Genomic DNA, 21995 nt, shown 5'->3' with positions numbered 1-21995 from the left:
AAAAAGAATTGTAATACTGGTTCAAATTGAGGTATTTTAGAACCCTTAAAATTACAGAAAGATGAGTTTGTTCCGACTAGATGGAAAAACGGCCGTGGTAACCGGTGCCGGAAGCGGTATCGGCCAGGCTGTGGCGAAGGCGTTTGCGCAGGCGGGCGCCACGGTGCACGTATTGGAGTTGAATGAAGCTGCCGGCAAGGTAACGGCCGACGAGATCGTTGCTGAAGGCGGCAAAGCCCTCGTGCATGCGGTCAACGTAGCCGACCAGGACGCCGTGGTGAGCGTAATGAACCACATCGCCGCCTCCGCCGGGAAGCTCGATATCCTCGTAAACTGCGCCGGCATCGCGCACGTCGGCAACCTCGAAAACACCGCCGAAGCGGATTTCGACCGCGTCTTCAACGTCAACGTAAAAGGAACATACAATTGCATGTACGCCGTGATTGGACAAATGAAGTCCCAGGGCGGCGGCGTTATCCTCAACATCGCGTCCATCGCGTCGAGCGTGGGCATCCCCGACCGCTTCGCTTATTCCATGAGCAAAGGCGCCGTGCTCACCATGACCCTTTCCACCGCCAAAGATTACCTCGCCGCCGGCATCCGCGTGAACTGCATTTCGCCCGCGCGCGTGCATACCCCATTTGTGGATGGCTTCATCGCCAAAAACTATCCCGGCAGGGAAGCCGAAATGTTTGAGAAGCTTTCCAAAACGCAGCCCATCGGCCGCATGGCAAAACCGGTTGAAGTAGCCCATCTCGCGTTGTATCTTTGCTCCGACGAGGCCGGTTTTATCACCGGTTGCGACTACCCGATCGACGGGGGCTTTATCAAACTGAACAACTAATCCATGTACAAATCCATCCCCGGGCTGATGCTCGTGATGCTGGCGGCCTGCGCAGGCCCCGGCGCCGAAGAAAAAGCCCGCAAAAACTACCATGAAGGCGAAGGGCCCGTGACGCCCGCCACACCCGCAGGCACCCTCCGGGTCAACATCGAGGGCCGTGAAAAAGACACTTCGAAAGTGACATTCTTCTGGACGGTAGACTCGCTGAAGTACGAAAAATCCTTCAACGACCTCCCGCTCATGCAAAACCTGGCGGACACCTCGCTGTACAAAGTCCTCTGGGACGCGCCCAACAGCGTCTGGATCGGCTTCATCAAGCCCAACCGCGACACGCGCTACTATCACGGTAAGCAGGACGGTAATTCGCTCCGCATACTCTGGGTGCCGTCGCCCCCGGAGCGGATCTATAATTACATAGAGAAGGATATGGGCCTCGGCGACGCCATCCGCAACTTCGAAAAAGTAACGCGCTACGCCAAATCCATCCAATCGGGACAGATCATCGCAGAATTCGTCGTGGACCTCCGCAACGCCACGCCCGAGAAAGTAGGCGTCTACATGGAATTCGGCGGCGTCAGGAGGGAAGTGGAACTGCCCACGCCCGCCGGTACTAAACCTTACATCATGGCCGTGGCGGAAGACCATTGCGTAGTCGGCCTGGAAATGGAAGACGGCGAAACGGAAGATATTTACGAAGTGAAGGTCATGAACGGCCGGATCGGGTACAAACAAATCAAAACAGTTAAATAATCTAAGGATATGAAATTAATCAGGTTCGGATTGCCGGGTGAAGAGAAACCGGGTGTTGTTACCGACAACGGTATGTTTGACGTGTCTGCCTTCGGAGAAGATTTCGGAGAGCGCTTTTTTGAAACCGACGGACTGGCCCGTTTGCAATCCTGGTGGACTGCCAACAGTGCAACCTGTCCGCAGGTGCCGGCCGGTACCCGACTGGGTTCCTGTGTACAGCGCCCTTCCAAAATCATCTGTATCGGACTCAACTACGCCGACCACGCAAAAGAAACCGGCGCCGCCATCCCGAAAGAGCCCATCGTATTCTTTAAATCCACCTCCTCACTGGTTGGCCCGAACGACAACCTCGTGATCCCCCGCAATAGTGTGAAAACGGACTGGGAAGTAGAACTGGCCGTAATAATCGGCAAAAAAGCCAGCTATGTGGAAGAAAGCGAAGCGCTGGATTATGTGGCCGGCTACGCGCTGCACAACGATTACAGCGAGCGCGAATTCCAGCTGGAAAGAAACGGGCAATGGGTGAAAGGGAAGTCCAACGACACCTTTGCGCCACTCGGCCCCTGGCTGGCTACCAAAGACGAGATCAAGGATGTGGACAACCTGCGACTGTGGCTGACCGTTAACGGCAAAACCATGCAGGATGGCAACACGTCCAACCTCATCTTCAAAATTCCATTCATCGTTTCCTACCTGAGCCAGTTTATGACCCTGCTCCCGGGCGACGTAATCTCCACCGGTACGCCCGCTGGCGTAGGTCTGGGCTTCAACCCCCAAATTTACCTGAAGGCCGGCGACGTGATTGAACTGGGTATCGACGGGCTGGGAACTTCCAAACAAACGGCGGAGGCCTGGAAAAAATAGTGATATGAAAAGATATTGTCTGGCGCTGGATCTGAAAAATGATCCGGCGCTGATTGCAGAATATGAAGCGTACCACCGCGCCGTTTGGCCGGAAATCCTGGACAGCATCCGCGGTGCGGGTGTGGAAGCCTGCGAAATTTACCGCGCGGGCAACCGGATGTTCATGATCATGGAAGTAGGCCCGGATTTTTCTTTCGAGCGGAAAGCCGCCATGGATGCGGCCAACGCGAAGGTGCAGGAATGGGAAACGCTGATGTGGAAATACCAGGAGGCCATTCCCGTCGCCAAACCCGGCGAAAAGTGGGTGATGATGGACAAGGTATTTTCGCTGTAGGACTGATACAACCACGTAACCAGCAACGTTATGACAATTGATGCACACCAGCACTTCTGGCGTTTCGACCCCGTTCGCGACGCCTGGATCACGGAAGAGATGAATATCATCCGCCGCGATTTCCTCCCCGCCGACCTGGCGCCCCTTCTCAAAGCCGCGGGCATCGATGGCTGTGTGGCTGTTCAGGCTGACCAGTCGGAAGCTGAAACGCAGTTCCTGCTGGAATGTGCGCAGGGCAACGATTTTGTGAAAGCGGTGGTGGGATGGGTGGATCTGCGCTCGCCGGATGTGGCCGAAAGGCTCGCGTATTGGGCGGAGCAGCCGCTGGTGAAGGGGTTTCGTCATATCGTACAGGGCGAACCAGATGATAAGTTTTTGTTGCGCGAAGATTTCAATAACGGCATCGCCGCGCTGAAAAAACATGGTTTGACTTACGACATCCTCGTGTACCCCCATCAGCTGCCCGCCGTGGAGCAGTTCGTGGAAAAACACCCGGAGCAGCCGCTGGTGATCGATCATCTGGCCAAGCCTTACATCAAAAAGAAAGAAATAGGCGACTGGACCAAACAGATCCGCCGCATCGCGCGGATGCCGCATGTGCATTGCAAACTGAGCGGCATGGTAACGGAAGCGGATCTGCAAAACTGGAAAGAAGCCGACTTCCGGCCGTACCTCGATACGGTGCTGGAAGCCTTCGGGCCGGGGCGCCTCATGTACGGCTCCGACTGGCCCGTTTGCCTGCTGGCGGCCGATTACACCCGGCAAAAAGCCATCGTGGATAATTTCATCGGCAGCTTGTCTGACACGGAAAAATCCCGCATCATGGGCGGCAACGCGGCGGCATTTTATAACATCTCTTAAAAATTTCAACCACACATGAATCTCGGGTTACAGGATAAAGTAGTGATCGTGACGGGCGGCGCCAAAGGTATCGGCGCAGCCATTGCAGAGCTGATCGCGCAGGAAGGCGGCATTGCAGTGATCGCCGGAAGAAGCGAAGCGGACAATAACAAAGCCGTGGACGCCATCCGCAAGGCCGGCGGCAAGGCATTGGCCATCCGCGCGGAGCTGGGGAAAGTGGAAGATTGCAAACACGTGATCGATACTACGGTGAAGGAATTTGGCCGTATCGACGGACTGGTGAACAATGCCGGCGCCAACGACGGTGTTGGGCTCGAAAGCGGAAGCCCTGAGCGATTCATGGCCTCGCTGCAAAACAATCTTTCCCATTACTACAATCTCGCGCATTTCGCGCTGCCTTACCTCAAAGCCGCCAAAGGTGCTATCCTCAACATCGGTTCGAAGGTAGCGGAAACGGGGCAGGGGAACACCTCCGGCTATGCTGCATCCAAAGGCGCCATCAATGCGCTGACGCGCGAATGGGCCGTGGAACTGCTGCCGCACTCCGTTCGCGTGAACACCGTGAACCCCGCGGAAGTATGGACGCCGCTGTACGAAACCTGGATCAATTCCCTACCCGACCCGAAAGCCAAACTGGCTTCCATCGTGTCGAAAATCCCCCTGGAAAAAAGAATGACCACTTCAGAAGAAATCGCCAGCATGTCGGTTTTCCTGCTGAGCGATAAATCTTCGCATACCACCGGGCAGATCATTTATGTTGACGGCGGTTACACGCACCTCGACAGATCGATCAGCTGATTCCATCGTTATAATATCACCTTAAACAATCAACACTATGGCAGGAGGCGCCACCACCACACAATACACGACCGCATCTTCGGGTAACAAGACGTCGGGGTATTTATTCCCTTTCATCCTCGTTACCAGCCTTTTTTTCCTTTGGGCACTCGTGCATAATCTGAGCCCGATCCTGATTCCGCACCTGAAAAAGGCTTGTATGCTCACGGATACGCAGTCTTCGTTCATCGACTCTGCCGTGTTCCTCGCTTACTTCCTGCTTGCTTTGCCGGCAGGTTATTTCATGAAGCGGTTCGGGTTTAAATCCGGCATCATCCTGGGGTTGATCCTGTATGCGGCAGGAGCCTTCCTGTTCATTCCCGCAGCGAATTCCGGCCAATATTCCTTTTTTCTCGTTGCGTTGTTCGTCATCGCTTCCGGGCTTACTTTCCTGGAAACGGCTGCCAATCCTTACGTTACGATTCTCGGGAAACCGGAGACTGCAACGTTGCGGCTGAACCTTGCGCAATGCTTTAACGGGATGGGCGCCTTTATTGCGCCGATCATCGGTGCGCAGTTTATCCTTTCCGGCACCGAGCATTCTGAAGAACAGCTGAAAGCTATGCCTGCAGCGGAATTGCAACAGTATCTTGCATCAGAGGCTGCAACCGTGAAAGTACCGTATATGATTATCGGTATCGTGGTGATCCTCGTTGCCGTGTTGTTTATTTTTACCAAACTGCCGGATATCAAGGAAGAAAATGCCGAAGACGCTAACCGTCAGAAGGAAGGCAGCATTTTCAAACACAAACACCTGATCGCTTCCATCATCACACAGTTCTTTTATGTGGGCGCACAAATCGGGGTGAGTGCATTTTTCATTCGCTTCGCCAAGTTCGCCGGCAACATGCCTGAAAAAGATGCAGGCTTCCTGTTGGGAGCGGTAGCCGGCCTGGGCTTTATGATTGGACGCTTTGTAGGAACATTCCTTATGCGGTATGTAAAACCCCAATCGCTGCTGGCTGTTTACGCGCTCATCAACGTTATTCTTGTGACCATCGCAATGACTGCTTCCGGTGACGTAGCCATCTATGCGGTGCTGGCCGTTCCTTTCTTCATGTCCATTATGTTCCCCACGATTTTCTCGCTGGGGCTGGAAGGATTGGAGGGAGGACATACCAAACTGGGTTCGTCGTTACTGGTTATGTCCATCGTGGGCGGCGCCATCTTCCCGCCGCTGATGGGGCTTATTTCCGATGCCACCAGCATCCAGATGGCTTACCTCGTTCCCGCAGTATGCTTCGTGGTAGTGCTTTGGTTTGCCACTAAAGGGTATAAGCTTGGCAGAACTGCCTGATTTACAGATCTAAGGATATAAGCTCAACGCTGCAAGGCCACCCGGTTTTGCAGCGTTTTTTTGTGTAACTTAGATAAATACCGCTTTCCCCATGAAACCTTGCAATCTCCTTTTCACGTGCCTGGTCTTTTGCATCGCCTGCAAAAAGGATATCATTCCGAAAAAAGAGGGGAATTTCCGGCTGAATTTTGATCATAAAATAGGAACGGCAGCACTCAAATTGGGGGCTACGGTGTATAAGAACCCCTCCGCCGAAGACTTTACCATTTCCACATTCAAGTACTATATCAGCAATGTTTATCTCGTGAAGATGGATAATTCCGTCCAGGCGCTCCCGGCTTCCTACCACCTCGTCGATGAAAGCAAGACGGATTCCAAATCCATTCTCCTGCTCGCACCGCAAGGCGAGTACCGCGCGATCGGGTTTAAACTGGGGGTGGATAGCACCCGCAACGTCAGCGGTGCGCAAACAGACGCGCTGGACCCCGTGCTGGGCATGTTCTGGAGCTGGAACAGCGGGTATATTATGGTGAAGATGGAAGGCGCCTCGCCCTTGTCCGCCGCCGCCAATCACATGCTTACTTTCCACATCGGAGGGTTCAAAGGGCAATACAACGCCGTGCAGGATATCCGGATCCAGACGCCGATTTCCATCACCGTGGGCCCCGACCGCGAGCCCGCCGTCACTTTTGCCGTGGATGCGAACGCGATGTTCGGACAGCCGAACCCCGTATCCTTCGCTACATCCGCCACCATTCATGCGCCCGGCGAAGCCGCGTGGAAAATCTCGGAGAATTATAAAAATATGTTCCGCATAACGAACGTCACCGACCTGTGAAGCAATATGTCGTATATACCTGTTTTGTGCTGGCGCTTTTCTGGGCCTGCCGCAAATCCGGGGGAGATGCCCGCCCGGCAACGCCCACGCCATACCAGGTGGAGCTGCCCGCTAATTTTCCCGCGCCGGTATACGACTTCGCACAAAACCCTACAACGGTGGAAGGCGTCGCTCTTGGCCGGCGGCTTTTTTACGATCCCCGTCTCTCGCGCGACAGCTCGATCTCCTGCGGGTTCTGCCATCAACAGTTTGCCGCATTCGCGCATTTCGACCATTCACTCAGCCACGGGATCGACAACCGCAATGGCATACGCTCCGTTCCCTCCCTCTTCAACCTCATCTGGCAGAAAGATTTCATGTGGGATGGCGGCGTGAACCATCTCGATGTCCAGCCGCTCACGCCCATTACGGATGAAAGCGAAATGGGAGAGGACCTCCAGCGCCTCATCGACCGTCTCAATGCAGATAAAAAATACCGCTCGCTGTTCGACGGCGCCTTCGGACCGGGCGAAATCAACAGCCAGAAGCTCTTCCGCGCGCTGTCGCAGTTTATGGTCACGATGAACTCATTCAACTCGAAATACGACAGTGTTTTCAACAAGAAAGCCCAGTTTACCGCGGACGAAGCCGGCGGCTACGCGATCTTCCAGGCGAAGTGCGCCGCCTGCCACAAAGAGCCGCTGTTTACCGACGGCAGTTTCCGAAACAACGGCCTGCCCTGGAACGAATTCCTCAACGACGCGGGCCGGATGCGTATCACCAACAGTTCCGACGATCTCCTCAAATTCCGCGTTCCTTCCCTCCGGAATATCATCAAAAGCCCACCCTATATGCACGACGGCCGTTTTTACGACATTTTCAAGGTTTTTGAGCATTACAGCAAAGGCATCGAACAAACGCCCACCATCGATCCGATTGTGAAAAATGGCATACCTTTAAGCACGGAAGAACAACGGCAGTTGTACCTCTTCCTCACAACCCTAACAGATCACACGTTTATCAATAATAAAGCGTTAAGCGAAATCTTAATTGATAATTAAATGGTTAGTAGGAAGTAGGAATTTTTAGCCCCGGTTTTAACATTTCTTATCGGTCTTAATAACGGTTTTTGGCAGGAATTTTGCCAATTCCAGGCGTCATGCAAAAAAATATATTAAAAAAAGTGTTGAAGCATGCTCTTTTGCTGCTGTTGCCGGTGATGGCGGGGATTGCCCCTGCGAAGGCGCAGTTGAAAACGAGCACGGGAACGGCCAGTTACTACGCCCAGAAGTTTCATGGGCGGAAAACGGCCAGCGGGGAGATTTTTGATAATAACGGAATGACGGCCGCCCACAATACCCTTCCGCTGGGGACCCTCATAAAGGTCACCAATCTCCGGAACAACCGTTGGGTAGTGGTGCGCGTCACCGACCGGCTGCATGCAGCCAATCGCCGCATCGTGGACCTCACGCAGGCCGCGGCCAAAAAACTAGGTTTTATTCACTGGGGACTGACAAAGGTTAAGGTGGAAGTGGTAACGAAAGAATTCGTCAATAGTCTTCCCATCCTGGACCTGGCCATGAACCCATCTTAAAAGCTTGTTGTTGGAAAACCCGCAAACGTGCACCCGAACCGTCGTCTGTTGTAACCCGCAAAAAAACCTCACACGTTTGCAAAAAAAATACCGGCGCTAAGGCCGGTATTTTTTTATAAGATGTCAGGATCAGGGATGGAATTTGAAACATCCCTTCACGTGGTCGTCGACCATTCCGCAGGCCTGCATATAGGCGTAGCAGATGGTGCTGCCCACGAATTTGAATCCTCTTTTTTCAGATCCTTGCTCATGGCGTCGGAGATTTCCGTTTTGGCGGGCACTTCCTTCATGCTTTGGAAAGCGTTGCGGATGGTTTTGCCGCCGGTGAACTGCCAGATGTATTTGCTAAAGCTGCCGAATTCCTTTTGCACGGCCAGGAAGGCTTTCGCATTGGAAATGGTAGCCCTGATCTTCAGCTGGTTGCGGATGATGCCGGGGTTTTCCATGAGCGATTGCACTTTCTTTTCGGAGTACTTCACGATTTTTTCCGCGTCCCAGTTATCGAATGCTTCGCGGTAATTCTCGCGTTTGGTAAGCACAGTGTACCAGCTAAGACCAGCCTGCGCGCCTTCCAGGTTCAGCATTTCGAACAGGTGCTGGTCGTCGTGGCTGGGAACGCCCCATTCCTTATCGTGATATACGTTGTATAGCGGGTCGGTTCCGGCCCAACCGCAGCGTTGTTTTTCTATTACAGTTGCCATTTCTTCGTTAGTTCTTTTACTTGTTTCCTGTAAGCCTTCAGTTCTTCGGCAGTCTGCAATATAAAGCTATTTTCATCCAGTTTCCCTACCACATTTTCCATTTCCTCTGGGCTTTCGTAGGTCATCTGTCGGAAGGGGTTGATATAATCCTTCTCGCGCGACTTCCGGATGTTTTCGGTGATAACGCCGAGTGTTTCCGCGGAATCAGCCAGGAATTGGCGCAGGTCGTCTGCGGTGATGGTGGAGGCTTTCAGGCCGTGGAGGTCGAGCAGGCAGCCGAGCGAATGGCGGAGCTTGTCTTCTTCGTAACGTTCCCCGTTTTCGCGATAGGCTTCGTGGAGCGCGTCCCAGCTGCCGATTTTATTCTTCCGGATGCGTTGCTTAATGTCGTTGACGCGGTCTTCGGGGATGAGTTGCCCTCCCACATTATTCCATGCCGATCGGCGGCATTGTTTCAAATAGGTTTGCAGTTCCGCGAAATCCCCGAACCGCGCGTACTCCCGGATCAGGTTGCGCATGGCGTACAGTGTAACGAGCTTGCGGAACAGTGGATACGCTTTATCCACCTTCAGCAGCTGCGTTTTGCGGGAAGAATTTTCACATCCCTCAGCGAGGATTTCCATCCCGGCCACTTGCTTCGGATCATCGAGCAGGAGGGCGCGGCCGGCTTTGCGGTCTTTTCCTAACGCTTTACCCACGGCGGTTTCGAACAACTCAAGTGCCGTAAATACTTCTTCTATGGAATCGGGTGCGAGGTAATCGAATTCGAGATGCTGGGTTTTGTCGGTCCGGCGGTCTCGGTCCACGTACTTCCAGGCGTTGCGGGCGAGGGCGTACATGTTGTGCAGGAACCAGTAACCCGGCATGATCTTGAGCATGTCGTCGTGCTCATCGTTCACCACGAGGCTGAACGGAATCGGTATTTTCAGTTCACTCATATAATTTCCTTTCGCGATGAGCGTAAAGGAAGCGAACATGGAATTGTGCTTGAGGCTCACGCAAAGGCCCGGCCAGAACCCTCGCCCGGCGATGATCTCACCATCCGCTCCACGGGAATTGTGGTTGGATCCAATGGTAGCGCCGGCGGCCATGTTGCTTTGCCCCATGATGAGCGCGGCGCAGAGGAAAGAATTGTTGTGATGCTGTTCGTGTGCGGGGAAAATGAGCGAATTGAGTACTTCGCAGCAGGAGATCGTAGCGTTGTTGCCGAGATAAGAGTTGATGAGACGCGCGCCGTATTTCAGTTGCGAATGCGACGCCATTACGAAGCGGACAGCCTTCACGCCATAGAACACGCGGCACCCGTAGCCGATGATCCCGTTTACCAGCTCGCAGCCTTCCCCGATCTGGGTGGGCGCGGTGGCGTCGCTGTTGAGCGTTACGTTCTTGATCTTGTTGGCGCCTTTGAGATAGGCGTCTGTCCCAATCTTAGTATCCTTGATGATCTTGCAGTTCTTGATCACGGTGCGGTCGCCGATCTCGCCGTAATAGCCCCTGCGTTTGTCGAATTGCTTTTCGGTGAACGCTTTGAATTGGTTCTGCAAGGCTTCGTCGGCCCGGTTGCGGGTCCAGAACCAGGCGTCGCCGGGCAGCATCCCGTCGAAAGGCAAAACGCTGCGCCCGCCGTTTTCATTGCAAAGTTCCAGCCAGATGCGCACGCTTTCGGGTTCGCCTTCCTTCAATATGCCGTTCCCGAATTTGCTGTGATCCGTTACGCCAAGTTCGTTGACGTTGGAGATGATCACATCGTTGCCGATGATATAATGCGAAAGGGAATTCACGTTATGGATCACCACGTTGTCGCCTATGTCGCAAGACGCGATGGTGCTGTAATACAGGCCCACGGGCAGCCGCAGGTTATGGAACTCCAGGAAGTAAGGTTCCAGTTTTCCGATGCGGACGATCCCGTAAAACTGGCAGTGTTGAACGAGATGCGGGTCGAATTCGTTGTCTACGAAGATGTTGTTCCAGTCGTCGGAGGTATTGTCGTTGCGTACGAGCGTTTCGATTTCGCCGGCTTTCAGCTTGCGGTACACGTTGGATTTGCCGCGTTGCTGGTCGCGCAGGTAATATTCGTCGCGCCCCTTCGGCAGGTAGCGCCCGTCCACGAACTGGTAGCCCAGCAGGCTGAGGGGTTTCTTCTGGATATTATTCATACGCGCTTTATTCTACGGTTACGGACTTGGCGAGGTTACGCGGTTTATCAACGTCGAACCCTTTGCTGACGCCGATGTGATAGGCGAGGAGCTGCAGGGGGATGACGGAGATGATGGGCGCCACCAGTTCATCCGCCTCCGGTACAACGATAACGTCATCGGCCATGGTGGGGATCGTGGCGTCGCCCGCTGTGGTCACGGCGATCACTTTTCCTTTCCGGGCTTTGATTTCCTGGATGTTGGACACGATTTTTTCGTAGTAGCTGTCTTTCGTTGCCACGAACACCACGGGCAGGTTTTCATCGACGAGCGCGATGGGGCCGTGTTTCATTTCCGCGGCGGGATAGCCTTCGGCGTGGATGTAGCTGATCTCTTTCAGCTTCAGCGCCCCTTCCAGCGCGATGGGGAAGTTGTACCCGCGGCCGAGATAGAGGAAGTCGCGTGCATCTTTATATTTATCCGCGATGGCTTTCACCTGGTCGTTGAGCTGCAGCGCGGTGGCTACTTTTTCGGAAACATCGTTCAGTTCTTCGAGGAGGTGCTGGAACCGTTGCTCGGTGATGGACCCCTTCGCCTGGGCGATTTTCAGTGCGATCATGGCCAGTACGGCCAGTTGCGCGGTAAACGCCTTGGTGCTGGCTACGCCGATTTCGGGGCCTGCGTGCGTATATACGCCGCCGTTGCTGAGTCGCGCGATGGAAGAGCCCACTACGTTGCAGACGCCGAGGATGATGGCGCCTTTTTCCTTGGCGCTTTCCATGGCCACGAGCGTGTCAGCCGTTTCACCGGACTGGCTCACCGCGATGATCACATCTCCCGGGCCTACCACGGGATTGCGGTAACGGAATTCCGAAGCGTATTCCACTTCCACGGGGATGCGGCACAGTTCTTCGATGATGTATTCGGCCACGAGCCCGGCATGCCAGCTGGTGCCGCAGGCCACGATGATGATGCGGCGCGCGGCGGTGAGCACGTCGAGGTGTTCGCGGAGGCCCCCCAGGGTGAGGGTGCCGTTTTTGGCGTCGAGGCGGCCGCGTAGACTGTCAAAAATCGTCTGCGGTTGTTCGAACACTTCCTTCAGCATGAAATGATCATAACCGCCTTTTTCTATGGCCGCGAGTTCGATATCAAGCTTCTGGATATAAGGGGTTTGTATTTCGTTGGAAATGTTTTTGAGGATGAGCTCGTCGGCCCGGAGAATGGCGATCTCGTAATCGTTCACATACACCACTTCTTTCGTGTATTCCACGATGGGCGATGCATCTGACGCGAGGAAATGCTCACCTTTGCCAACGCCGATCACGAGCGGGCTTCCTTTGCGCGCGGTGATGAGGGTGCCGGGATTGTCTTCGTCCACGATCACGATCACATACGCGCCCACCACGCGCTTCAGCGCGATGCGCACAGCTTCTTCGGTGGAGCATTCGTTGCTCTGCTTGATTTCCTGGATGAAGTGGATGAGCACTTCGGTGTCGGTATCGCTGGAAAACTGGTGGCCTTTGTTCAGCAGCTCCTGTTTGAGCTGCATGTAATTTTCAATAATGCCGTTGTGGACCATGGCCAGCTTGCCGTCGCCCGATACGTGGGGATGGGCGTTGCGGTCGGAAGGCTCACCATGTGTGGCCCAGCGTGTGTGCGCGATGGCGATGTGGCTTTTTACATCCTTGCCCGTCACATAATCTTCCAATTCGGCGACTTTTCCTTTTTTCTTGTACACTTTCAGCTTTCCGCCATTGAGCAATGCCACACCAGAGCTGTCATAACCGCGGTATTCCAATCTTTTCAATCCTTTTAATACTACGGGATAGGCTTCCCTTTGGCCGATATAGGCTACAATTCCACACATCTTGTTACAGTAGGGTTGAGAGGTTATAAAAAAACAAAACGGCCCTCAATGTAAGATTATTCAGGCAATTAACAGCGGTTTTATGAAAGTCTGCCTATTAAATAATGAATAATTATAATTGATAAGCGAAAGATTTTTATTTCAGTATACGCTAAAATGATACGTATCACACATGAGTTGGAAAAATATTTTAAGAAAGTCGGAAGGATTATGAAAGTAATGCGGAAATGTCAGGAAAGATGACCCCCGTTTTTGGGAAAAGCGGAGCGGCCTGCTGGCGGTATAGACGTATATCCGGGTGTATATACGCCAATTCTTCATTCATTCTTCGTTCATCCTTCGTTCATCCTTCGTTGGTATCCAGTGCTGGCAAGGGTTTGACGGTCAGCGAACGAAGGATGAACGAAGGATGGACGTAAGAATGCCGCACCATGGCGGAATGCGCAAAAGCATCAAAGTATAATTTTTACCCCGCAACCCGTATATTACGGCCGTAAACCATCCACGTTGCCTGATACTGTACAAGACATGAACGAACAGCAGCTCCTGCGGGAAACCGCCGCCGGGAACGAGGTGGCGTTCGCCGCGTTGTTCGATCAATATTGGGCCGGCGTTTACGCGCACATCCTGAGCTTCCTCAAAAACGCGGCGCATGCGGAAGAAATAACGCAGGACATCTTCCTCAAATTATGGGAAAACCGCCAGCGCCTCCCGGCACTGGAAAGCTTCCGGAATTTCCTGTTCATCGTCACCCGTAACCGCATATTTTCCGAACTGCGTAAAAAGAAAGAATTGCCGGCCGAACCGGAAAACTTCCTGCTGGAAGAACCGCAGATGGTGCCGGACCGCCAGCTCGATTACAAGGAGTTCTACCACCAGGTGATGGAAGCGATAGAGCAATTGCCCGCCCAGAAAAAACGCGTGTTCAAAATGTACCGCATGGAGCAAATGAGCCGCCAGGAAATCATGCGGGAAACCGGACTCAGCTACGGAACGGTCAACCAATACCTGGTGGAAGCGGTGACTTTCCTCAAATCCCGCCTCCGCAATAACGTCAGCGCCGACTTCATCTTATATGTTACCCTGACGACCATCCTCTTCGACTGATTTTAATTTTTTTTGCCGCGGCACTACATATGTCGTTTTTCCTGCGTCTTTATTATTGAAAGTGTAGCCATGCATACCCGACAAACGATACAATCCCTGCTCGACGACTATATCACCGGTTCGCTGGATACGGACGGAAGGGAGGAATTATACCAGGTTTTCCAGGACCCCGCTTACGAGGCGCTCCTGTCTGCCATGATGGACGAGGCGCTCGAAGAACGCCTGGCCGGCAGCTACCACTTCCCGGAAACGGCCGGGCGCGTAAAAAGCAACCTGATGCGGCAGATCCGGGAATCCGGAGAAACCCGTTTGCGCCCTGTCAGCATCCGGCGGCGCCTCCGCGCCTGGGTGGCCGCAGCCGCAGCCATACTGGCCATTGCTTTGGCCTGGTACCTTTACGAAAAGCCCGCCGCCCCGCCCGAACAGGCGAACGCCCAGCCTGCGCCGGGTAGCAACAAAGCAGTGCTGGTATTGGCGGATGGCAGCACAGTGCAGCTCGACAGTACCAGCGGCCGGCAGATTTCACAGGGACAAACCGCCATTCAACAGCAGAACGGCAGCCTGCAATACACCGCAACACGCGGAAGCGGCGCACAGGGATTCAATACCCTCCGCACCCCGCGCGGCGGACAATTCCAGGTGACTTTGCACGACGGTACCCGTGTTTGGCTGAATTCCGCCAGCAGCCTGAAATACCCTGTTGTTTTCAACAATACGGAAAGAACGGTGGAACTGGTCGGGCAGGGATACTTCGAAATCGCCGCAGATACGGAGAAGCCTTTCAAGGTGAAAATCAACCAGGCAACGGAAGTACAAGTGCTGGGCACCAGTTTCGACGTGATGGCTTATCCTGATGAACAGGCCGTTAAAACGACTTTGCTCCAGGGTGCGGTCCGTGTGATGCACAAAGCTTCCACGCAAACGCTCCGTCCGGGCCAGCAGGCAGTGATGGAGCCGGACAGCCGGGAGATCGCTGTGCATGAAACGGACGTCAGCAGGGTGACGGACTGGAAAAACGGTTTGTTCATTTTCAATAATACCGACCTGCCGGCCATCCTGAGAGAAGTGGCCCGCTGGTACGACGTCGATATCATATACCAGGCCCCGCCCAACAAGAACCTCTATGGTGGCGGGCTGAGCCGGAAAATGGCATTAGCCGACGTGCTCCTTTTCCTGGAAGAAGGTGGCGCTAATCATTTTAAAATAGAGGGGAGAAAAGTGATCGTACTACCGTAAATACAACCAAAAGAAGAACAATAAATTATTACAGGGTACAAAGGAAACCGGGAATGTTAACGGCATCCCCGGCAAAATCTGGCGTGCTTTGATAATCTGTGCTTGACTATTTCACCACCACCAAACACCACGAATGTATGTATTTTAAACTGAAAGGAGAAATCCCGCAGCAGTGCGGGCTATCAACCAAATTAGCCTCCGATTTCATCAGCAGTAAATTATGCCGGGTGATGAGAATGATCGCTTTTATTTTACTCGTAACCTGCCTGCATGTCAGTGCCGCGGGTTACTCGCAGAAAGTGTCCCTGTCAATGAAGAACGTACCATTGAAGCAGGTGTTTGCGGAAATCATTTCGCAAACGGGCGTTTCGATTATTTACAATGAATCCGCGCTTTCCCGTACCACGCCGGTGTCTGTACACGTCAGCGATGTGCAGTTGAAGGATGTGCTGGATATCTGCGTCCAGGGGCAGCCCATTGCTTACAGAATCACCGGCAGGAATATCGTCATCGAGCGCCGGAAGGCCGCCGCCGTTGCCGCTGTTCCGGATACCGTGGCCGCCGCCGAACCTGCGGATCATCCGTTGACCGGTGTGGTGACCGACGGGAAGGGTGCGCCCATACCCGGCGCCAGCGTAGTCATAAAGGGTACGCGGCAAGGTGTTTCGACCAATGCGAAAGGGGAATTCGTGTTGAACAATGTCCCCCCCGGCGCGGTGCTCGTCGTGTCCAGTCTCGGCTACACAGCAAGGGAATTGCCGGTGGAAGGCAAGGATTACCTCGCCGTAGTGCTGCAGGAATATATCGGGAACCTCAACGAAGCGGTAGTGGTCGGGTACGGCACCGTGAAGAAAAGCGATATCACCGGCTCCGTGGCCAGCGTTAGTGAAAATGATATCAAAGCCACACCGGTGACGGACCTCGACAGGGCCATGCAAGGCCGTGCAGCCGGCGTTTTGGTTACCCAGAATTCCGCCCGACCCGGCGGCGCGGCTACCATCCGCATCCGCGGTACAGGATCCGTTAACGCCGGCAATGCGCCGCTGTACGTAGTGGATGGATTTCCTACCACCAGCATCAATGATATCAACCCTTCCGATATCGAATCCATCGAAATACTCAAAGATGCCTCCTCTACCGCCATCTACGGCTCCCGCGGCTCCAACGGCGTTGTAATGGTAACGACGAAACGAGGCAAGAAGGGCGTGTCCAGCGTCAACTTCGAAAGCTATTACGGCATCCAGTCGGTACGCCGGAAAATCCCACTGCTCAACGCGCAGCAATACGCCGACTTTATCAACGAAGCCCGCGTAAATGCCGGCGGCGCGCCCTATTTCGACGGCTCATCGCCGGATCGCCCACTGCCCGCGAACGTTGGGAAGGGTACCGACTGGCAGGACGAAGTTTTCCAACAGGCGCCCATCCAGAATTACCAGCTGTCTTTTACGGGCGGCGAATCCAAAACCCGCTACGCCATTTCCGGGAACTATTATAACCAGGAGGGCATTCTCGTTAATTCGTACTTCAAACGTTACACCCTCCGCGCCAACCTGGACCGTGAAGTGACTTCCCGCCTTAACGTGGGCCTCTCCATGCAGGCGGCTTACACCAAATCCAACGCCTCCCGCACGGAAACCGACGGCGGCGCCAGTTCGGGCGTTACCAACGCAGCCATCAACTACGCGCCGGTATTCCCCGTCTTCAACGCCAGCGGCAAATATTATCGCGACCAGGGCCCGCTGAACGGCAACCTGGTCGACAATCCCCTGGGCCTCGCCAACGAGATCACTGACCAGGTAAGCAACATACGTCTGCTCGCCAACTTCTTCGCGGAATATAAAATCATCGAAGGACTGACCTTTCGCACATCCTGGGGCGCAGATCTCAATAGTTTCAAAACCAATTACTACGCTACCCGCCAGATCGGACTGGGCGCCGGCACCAACGGCGATGCTTCCGTTTCGGCCGGCCAGGGCATCAACTGGCTGAACGAAAACACGCTGACGTATACGCGTACTTTCAAAGATGTTCACCAGCTAACCGCAATGGCGGGATACGCAACGCAGGCCTATCGCAATGAGAACGTAACCGCGAATGCCACCAACTTCACCGACGATTTCGCCAAATACAATAACCTGGCTTCCGGCGCCACGTTGAGAACACCGGGATCTTCGGCCGGCGACTGGGCGCTGAGCTCTTACCTGGCGCGGGTGAATTACGGGTACGATAACCGTTTCCTGCTCACGCTCACGGCCAGGAGCGACGGCTCATCGCGCTTCGGGCCGAATAACAAATACGGCTTTTTTCCGTCCGGCGCCGTAGCCTGGAAAATGATCAACGAAAAATTCATGCAGGACCAACAACTGGTATCTGACCTGAAAATCCGCGCCAGTTACGGCTTAACAGGCAACCAGGAAATCGGGGACTACGGTTATCTTTCCTACATTTCCAACGTCAAATATCCCTTTGGCCCGAATGCTGTATTGCAAACCGGCGGCGTTCCCGGTGGCATCAGCAACATGGACCTGAGCTGGGAGAAGAACGCGCAGCTGGATGCTGGGGTGGATATCGGCCTTTTCCGCAACCGTGTTATGATCACGGCGGATTATTACATCAAAACCACATCAGACCTGTTGTTCAGGGTGAACGTGCCGCAGATCACCGGCTACAGCGAATCCCTGCAAAATATCGGTAAAGTGGAAAACCGTGGTTTCGAACTGGGGATCAACACTGTCAATATCAGCGGTCCTGCTGTAAAATGGAACAGCGCGTTCAATATTTCCTTCAATAAGAATAAAGTGTTGACGCTGGACAACCGGCCTGAAATCTCCGCCGGTTCCGGCAGCGGCCACCTCGGCGTTTGGGGCAATACGGTGTTGATGCGGGTAGGCCAGCCGTTGGGTGATTTTTATGGCAGGAAGATGATCGGTATTTTCCAGAACAAGGCGGAGATAGACGCTTCGGCCCAGAAGTCCGCCAGCCCGGGCGATATCCGGTATGCCGATATCAACAACGATGGTGTGATCAACGATGCCGATCGCACCGTGATCGGCAACGGAAATCCCGATTTCTTTGGCGGGTTGAACAATACCGTTACCTGGAAAGGGTTTGAAATGAACATTTTCGTGCAGGGCAGCTATGGCAACGATATCCTGAACTTCGGGCGATTTGACCTGTACAACCTGAATGGCAACAATAACCAGTCGGCCGATGTGCTCGACCGCTGGACGCCTTCCCATCCCGGCAATACTGTTCCCCGCGCCAACTCGAATGGGGGCCAGCGCATCCTGTCCAGTTTTCACGTGGAAGACGGTTCGTACCTGCGGGTGAAGAATATTTCGCTGGGGTATTACTTCCAGCCGCATGTGTTGAGCAAGTTGCGCTTGAGCAGCCTGAAGGTGTATGCATCCGCGCAAAACTGGGTGACGTTCACCAAATACAAAGGTTACGATCCGGAAGTGAGCCGCTTCGGCGCTTCGGCGATCGACCAGGGTATGGATTACGGCGGCTATCCGACTGCCAAAACAATATTGTTCGGTTTGAATGTTAAATTCTAAAATTCATTCATCATGAGAAACATCCTCTTTATTATATTTTCCATTTGCGTCGCAGGTTGCCAGCCCAGCCTCGATCTTTCACCGGACGGCTGGAAGGCGTCCAGTACTTTCTATCGCAACGCGGCAGACGCGGAAGCGGCGGTGACAGGGGCATACAGCGTGTTGCATGAAGTCTACAAGAACGAACATATTTTAACGCCCAATGTGATTTGCGCGGACGACGGAATCCCGTTCCTCACCGGTGCGGCGGACCGGGTGGCGATCTGGAAATACGAACAGGTGTCCACCAACAGCTACTCCGGTCAGATCTGGAGCAGCGCCTATCGGGGCATTCAATTTTCGAATATCATCCTGGCGCGCGTTCCAGTCATACCCATGGATGAAAACCTGAAGAAACAGTATCTCGGTGAAGCTCATTATCTCCGCGCACTGCATTACTTCAACCTCGTGCGTTTCTACGGCGGCGTTCCTTTGGTGACGAATGAAATCACGACGCTGGCGGGTGTGGAAATGCCGAAAGCCGGTATTGACGAAGTGTATGGATTGATCGAAGCCGATCTGAAGGCGGCGGAAACTGCGCTGCCCAGGAGTTACGCATCCAGCGCCAACATCGGCAGGGCTACAATGGGCGCGGCGAAAGGATTGCTGGCCAAAGTGTACCTGGCGCGCGCGGGAAACGTGGCGGGATCTCCTTATTGGTCGCAGGCCGCGGCCAAGGCGAAAGAAGTGATCGACCTGGGGATTTACGACTTGTGGGAAGACTACGCCGACGTTTTTGCCATCAAAAACCGGGGTGGAAAGGAGTCCCTTTTTGAAGTGGTGTTCCTCACCGATATCCAGGGCAATTCCTTTACAACGGGGTATGCACCCCGCGGTGCGCCCATCGTTCCGAATAATGGTTACGGGATTTTCCGGGTGAGCAAATCATTGTTCGAAGCCTACACGCCGAACGATAAACGCACGGCCGTTACATTCCTGACTTCTTATGTACACCCGGTAACACAGCAAACAGTGCAGTTGTCCGTTGATAACCCGGACCCCGCGCTGGCCGTTTCTTTCTGGAAACTGGCGGACCCTACTGTGAAAGTGGGAGTGAACGGCGGCACCAGCTGGCCGTATATGCGCTATTCCGAAATCCTTCTCATCTACGCGGAAGCGCTGAGCGAAGCCAATGGCGGCCCGGGTACGGAAGCTTATGACGCGATCAACGAAGTGCGGAACCGCGCCGGCCTCGACGATCTCTCGGGTCTCAATGCCGCAACATTCAAGGATGCTATTTTGGAAGAAAGAAGACTGGAGTTCTGTTTCGAAGGCCAGCGTTGGTTCGACCTCGTGCGCACCGGCCGCCTCGCCGCTGCTGTGAAAGCGGAGAACAGTTTCTCCCGGAATGCCACCGTACAGGCGCACCAGGTCTGGTTCCCCATTCCGCAGCGGGAAATCGATGCCAACAGCGCACTGGATCAGATTAAAGGTTATTAAAACAGGCTTACATGATGAAGAAATTTTTGACCGGCCTGGCGGGTTGCCTGCTGCCGTTGCTGGCGTGCGCGCAAATGCAATTCGATGTGGTAGTATACGGCGGAACGCCCGGCGGGATCGCCGCCGCGATACAGGTCGCGAAGATGGGCAAGTCCGTAGCCCTGATCGAAACCACCGCGCATGTGGGCGGCATTATGACGAACGGGCTCGGCGTAACGGATATCGACAGCCAGCAGGCTTTCCAGAACAGCGTATCTGTAGGCGGCCTGGCATTGGAATATTACCGCCGCATCGCTAAAGTATATGGAAGAACAGAGGAATTCGAAACCGCATGGCGGACGAGAACGAAGAAACACGCCCTCTGGTCGCACGAGCCCGGCGTGGGGGAGAAGGTGCTGATGGATTGGCTGTCGGAACATAAAGTGCAGGTATTTACCCGGACCCGGCTCGTAGAGAAGCGCAACGCGGTCAGCAAGAAAGGAACGGCGATCACGCGTATCCGGATGGAAGGCGGCAAGACTTTCAGTGCCGGTGTTTTTATAGATGCTACATATGAAGGAGACCTGCTGGCAGCAGCAGGCATCTCCACCGTGATCGGCCGCGAATCCAACGCGCAGTACAACGAAACGCTGAACGGCATCCGGGGCGAAACCACGCATGCCCAGTTCAAAGTGAAAGTCGACCCGTACAAAATCCCCGGCCAGCCGGAAAGCGGACTTATCCCCACGATCCAGCCCGGCGCTATCGGCACACCCGGGGCGGCCGACAAGCATCTGCAGGCATATTGCTTCCGGGCGGTTTTGACGCCGGTGCCGGAAAACCGCGTGCCTTTCCGGAAGCCGCCCGGTTACGACCGCAACTCATACGAAATCTACATCCGTTACCTGGAAGCCGGCGGCCATCTGCTCTGGCCATGGGTGAGCGTGCCCAACAGCAAATCCGACCTCGGCGCCTGGCACGACCTATCCCACAACCTGTATGGCATGAACGTGGATTATCCGGGTGGTAATTACGCGACCCGCCAGCGCGTGCTGAATGAGCACCGCTTGTTCACCGAAGGCCTCTTTTACTTCCTCGCGAACGATACGGCCGTCCTGCGGCTGGCGCCGGATATGCAAAAGGAATGGGCGTCCTGGGGACTGGCGAAAGACGAGTTTACCGACAACGGCAACTGGCCGCACCAGTTTTATGTCCGCGATGCGCGAAGGATGGTCTCGGATTATGTCATCACAGAACATCATATTCTTAAACCGGATCCGACCCCTGTGGAAGACCCGGTTGGCGTTGCCTTCTGGCCGCCGGATGTGCACAGCGTCAGGAGGATCGTGCATGAAGGATATGCTTATAACGAAGGATTCGTGTTTGAACCTTACGGTAACTGGCGCCCGCTGCCGGTAGCCTACCGGGCGCTCGTTCCGCGAAAAAGCGAATGCACCAATCTGCTCACACCCACCTGCCCGTCGTCGAGCCATATCGCCTATGGCGCCATCCGCCTCGAATGGACGTTTATGGTGCTGGGACAGTCGGCGGCCACCGCTGCCGTAATGGCGCTGGAAACCCGGGTAAATGTGCAGGACGTGGATTATGGACAATTGAAGGCCCGGTTGCTGGGACAAGGGCAGGTATTGGAATTGCCTTAACGGAAATAGCTTATATTCAATTTGTTATGTCGCCGTAGTTGTGCGCTGGATGACCAGCGGCAGCTGCGGCGATCC

General features: G+C 54.3%; 17 protein-coding genes and 1 pseudogene. 15 read left to right on the top strand and 3 right to left on the bottom strand.

Annotated features, from left to right (window positions below):
- Positions 1-61 precede the first annotated feature (61 nt).
- From WJU16_RS07030 to WJU16_RS06985, 10 genes are all read left to right on the top strand, one after another.
- Positions 62-844, top strand: coding sequence for a glucose 1-dehydrogenase (locus WJU16_RS07030; protein WP_341837615.1), 783 nt, complete (start codon positions 62-64; stop codon positions 842-844).
- A 3-nt stretch (positions 845-847) separates the two neighbouring features.
- Complete coding sequence (locus WJU16_RS07025; RefSeq protein WP_341837614.1) at positions 848-1594, top strand: hypothetical protein; 747 nt, start codon at positions 848-850, stop codon at positions 1592-1594.
- A gap of 9 nt (positions 1595-1603) precedes the next feature.
- Entirely contained in the window at positions 1604-2458 is an 855-nt protein-coding gene (locus tag WJU16_RS07020; RefSeq protein WP_341837613.1) for a fumarylacetoacetate hydrolase family protein, read from the top strand.
- A 4-nt stretch (positions 2459-2462) separates the two neighbouring features.
- A complete protein-coding gene (locus WJU16_RS07015; RefSeq protein ID WP_298707835.1) occupies positions 2463-2792 on the top strand; it encodes an L-rhamnose mutarotase in 330 nt (109 codons plus the stop codon).
- A 30-nt stretch (positions 2793-2822) separates the two neighbouring features.
- The gene (locus tag WJU16_RS07010; RefSeq protein ID WP_341837612.1) at positions 2823-3653 is read left to right on the top strand and encodes an amidohydrolase family protein; all 831 of its coding nucleotides are present in this window, start codon (positions 2823-2825) and stop codon (positions 3651-3653) included.
- 15 nt (positions 3654-3668) lie between these two features.
- Positions 3669-4451, top strand: coding sequence for an SDR family oxidoreductase (locus WJU16_RS07005; protein ID WP_341837611.1), 783 nt, complete (start codon positions 3669-3671; stop codon positions 4449-4451).
- 37 nt (positions 4452-4488) lie between these two features.
- Entirely contained in the window at positions 4489-5787 is a 1299-nt protein-coding gene (fucP, locus tag WJU16_RS07000) for an L-fucose:H+ symporter permease (RefSeq protein ID WP_341837610.1), read from the top strand.
- 91 nt (positions 5788-5878) lie between these two features.
- Positions 5879-6625 (top strand): MbnP family protein, encoded by a 747-nt coding sequence (locus tag WJU16_RS06995; RefSeq protein WP_341837609.1) that lies wholly within the window; start codon positions 5879-5881, stop codon positions 6623-6625.
- The gene (locus WJU16_RS06990; protein WP_341837608.1) at positions 6622-7665 is read left to right on the top strand and encodes a cytochrome c peroxidase; all 1044 of its coding nucleotides are present in this window, start codon (positions 6622-6624) and stop codon (positions 7663-7665) included. The genes WJU16_RS06995 and WJU16_RS06990 overlap by 4 nt, the downstream gene beginning before the upstream one ends.
- A gap of 122 nt (positions 7666-7787) precedes the next feature.
- Positions 7788-8198 carry a septal ring lytic transglycosylase RlpA family protein gene (locus tag WJU16_RS06985; protein ID WP_341837607.1) on the top strand — a complete coding sequence of 137 codons (411 nt, stop codon included), beginning with the start codon at positions 7788-7790 and terminating at the stop codon, positions 8196-8198.
- Between the two features lie 129 nt (positions 8199-8327).
- Here WJU16_RS06985 and WJU16_RS06980 read toward each other — a convergent pair.
- The 3 genes and pseudogenes from WJU16_RS06980 to glmS form a co-directional block, all read right to left on the bottom strand.
- Positions 8328-8899, bottom strand: a pseudogene (locus WJU16_RS06980) (DNA-3-methyladenine glycosylase I).
- Entirely contained in the window at positions 8887-11055 is a 2169-nt protein-coding gene (locus WJU16_RS06975; RefSeq protein ID WP_341837606.1) for a DUF4954 family protein, read from the bottom strand. The pseudogene WJU16_RS06980 and the gene WJU16_RS06975 overlap by 13 nt, the downstream one beginning before the upstream one ends.
- Positions 11056-11062: 7 nt before the next feature.
- A complete protein-coding gene (glmS, locus tag WJU16_RS06970) occupies positions 11063-12901 on the bottom strand; it encodes a glutamine--fructose-6-phosphate transaminase (isomerizing) (protein WP_341837605.1) in 1839 nt (612 codons plus the stop codon).
- A gap of 507 nt (positions 12902-13408) precedes the next feature.
- On the opposite strand from glmS, the gene WJU16_RS06965 reads away from it, so the two are divergent.
- The 5 genes from WJU16_RS06965 to WJU16_RS06945 all read left to right on the top strand — a co-directional run bounded on the left by WJU16_RS06965 (position 13409) and on the right by WJU16_RS06945 (position 21920).
- The gene (locus WJU16_RS06965; protein ID WP_341837604.1) at positions 13409-14008 is read left to right on the top strand and encodes an RNA polymerase sigma-70 factor; all 600 of its coding nucleotides are present in this window, start codon (positions 13409-13411) and stop codon (positions 14006-14008) included.
- Positions 14009-14077: 69 nt separating this feature from the next.
- The gene (locus tag WJU16_RS06960) at positions 14078-15244 is read left to right on the top strand and encodes a FecR domain-containing protein (protein WP_341837603.1); all 1167 of its coding nucleotides are present in this window, start codon (positions 14078-14080) and stop codon (positions 15242-15244) included.
- Positions 15245-15474: 230 nt separating this feature from the next.
- Positions 15475-18801, top strand: a complete 3327-nt coding sequence (locus WJU16_RS06955) for a TonB-dependent receptor (protein WP_341837602.1) — start codon at positions 15475-15477, stop codon at positions 18799-18801.
- Positions 18802-18813: 12 nt separating this feature from the next.
- Positions 18814-20280 carry a RagB/SusD family nutrient uptake outer membrane protein gene (locus tag WJU16_RS06950; protein ID WP_341837601.1) on the top strand — a complete coding sequence of 489 codons (1467 nt, stop codon included), beginning with the start codon at positions 18814-18816 and terminating at the stop codon, positions 20278-20280.
- Between the two features lie 11 nt (positions 20281-20291).
- Positions 20292-21920, top strand: coding sequence for an FAD-dependent oxidoreductase (locus WJU16_RS06945; protein WP_341837600.1), 1629 nt, complete (start codon positions 20292-20294; stop codon positions 21918-21920).
- The last annotated feature ends 75 nt before the right edge of the window (positions 21921-21995 follow it).

Source organism: Chitinophaga pollutisoli (assembly GCF_038396755.1).
Taxonomy (GTDB): domain Bacteria; phylum Bacteroidota; class Bacteroidia; order Chitinophagales; family Chitinophagaceae; genus Chitinophaga; species Chitinophaga pollutisoli.
The sequence above is the reverse complement of the archived record's forward strand: the minus strand, read 5'-3'. Positions and strand labels throughout refer to the sequence as shown.

What these genes read in the sequence shown, in the direction of transcription:
- WJU16_RS07030 (WP_341837615.1), top strand. Translation starts at nt 62, where the DNA reads ATGAGTTTGTTCCGACTAGATGGAAAAACGGCCGTGGTAACCGGTGCC.
- WJU16_RS06975 (WP_341837606.1), bottom strand. Translation starts at nt 11,055, where the DNA reads ATGAATAATATCCAGAAGAAACCCCTCAGCCTGCTGGGCTACCAGTTC.
- WJU16_RS06950 (WP_341837601.1), top strand. Translation starts at nt 18,814, where the DNA reads ATGAGAAACATCCTCTTTATTATATTTTCCATTTGCGTCGCAGGTTGC.
- WJU16_RS06945 (WP_341837600.1), top strand. Translation starts at nt 20,292, where the DNA reads ATGATGAAGAAATTTTTGACCGGCCTGGCGGGTTGCCTGCTGCCGTTG.
- WJU16_RS07025 (WP_341837614.1), top strand. Translation starts at nt 848, where the DNA reads ATGTACAAATCCATCCCCGGGCTGATGCTCGTGATGCTGGCGGCCTGC.
- WJU16_RS06955 (WP_341837602.1), top strand. Translation starts at nt 15,475, where the DNA reads ATGAGAATGATCGCTTTTATTTTACTCGTAACCTGCCTGCATGTCAGT.
- fucP (WP_341837610.1), top strand. Translation starts at nt 4,489, where the DNA reads ATGGCAGGAGGCGCCACCACCACACAATACACGACCGCATCTTCGGGT.
- WJU16_RS07010 (WP_341837612.1), top strand. Translation starts at nt 2,823, where the DNA reads ATGACAATTGATGCACACCAGCACTTCTGGCGTTTCGACCCCGTTCGC.
- WJU16_RS07005 (WP_341837611.1), top strand. Translation starts at nt 3,669, where the DNA reads ATGAATCTCGGGTTACAGGATAAAGTAGTGATCGTGACGGGCGGCGCC.
- WJU16_RS06995 (WP_341837609.1), top strand. Translation starts at nt 5,879, where the DNA reads ATGAAACCTTGCAATCTCCTTTTCACGTGCCTGGTCTTTTGCATCGCC.
- WJU16_RS07015 (WP_298707835.1), top strand. Translation starts at nt 2,463, where the DNA reads ATGAAAAGATATTGTCTGGCGCTGGATCTGAAAAATGATCCGGCGCTG.
- WJU16_RS07020 (WP_341837613.1), top strand. Translation starts at nt 1,604, where the DNA reads ATGAAATTAATCAGGTTCGGATTGCCGGGTGAAGAGAAACCGGGTGTT.
- glmS (WP_341837605.1), bottom strand. Translation starts at nt 12,901, where the DNA reads ATGTGTGGAATTGTAGCCTATATCGGCCAAAGGGAAGCCTATCCCGTA.
- WJU16_RS06960 (WP_341837603.1), top strand. Translation starts at nt 14,078, where the DNA reads ATGCATACCCGACAAACGATACAATCCCTGCTCGACGACTATATCACC.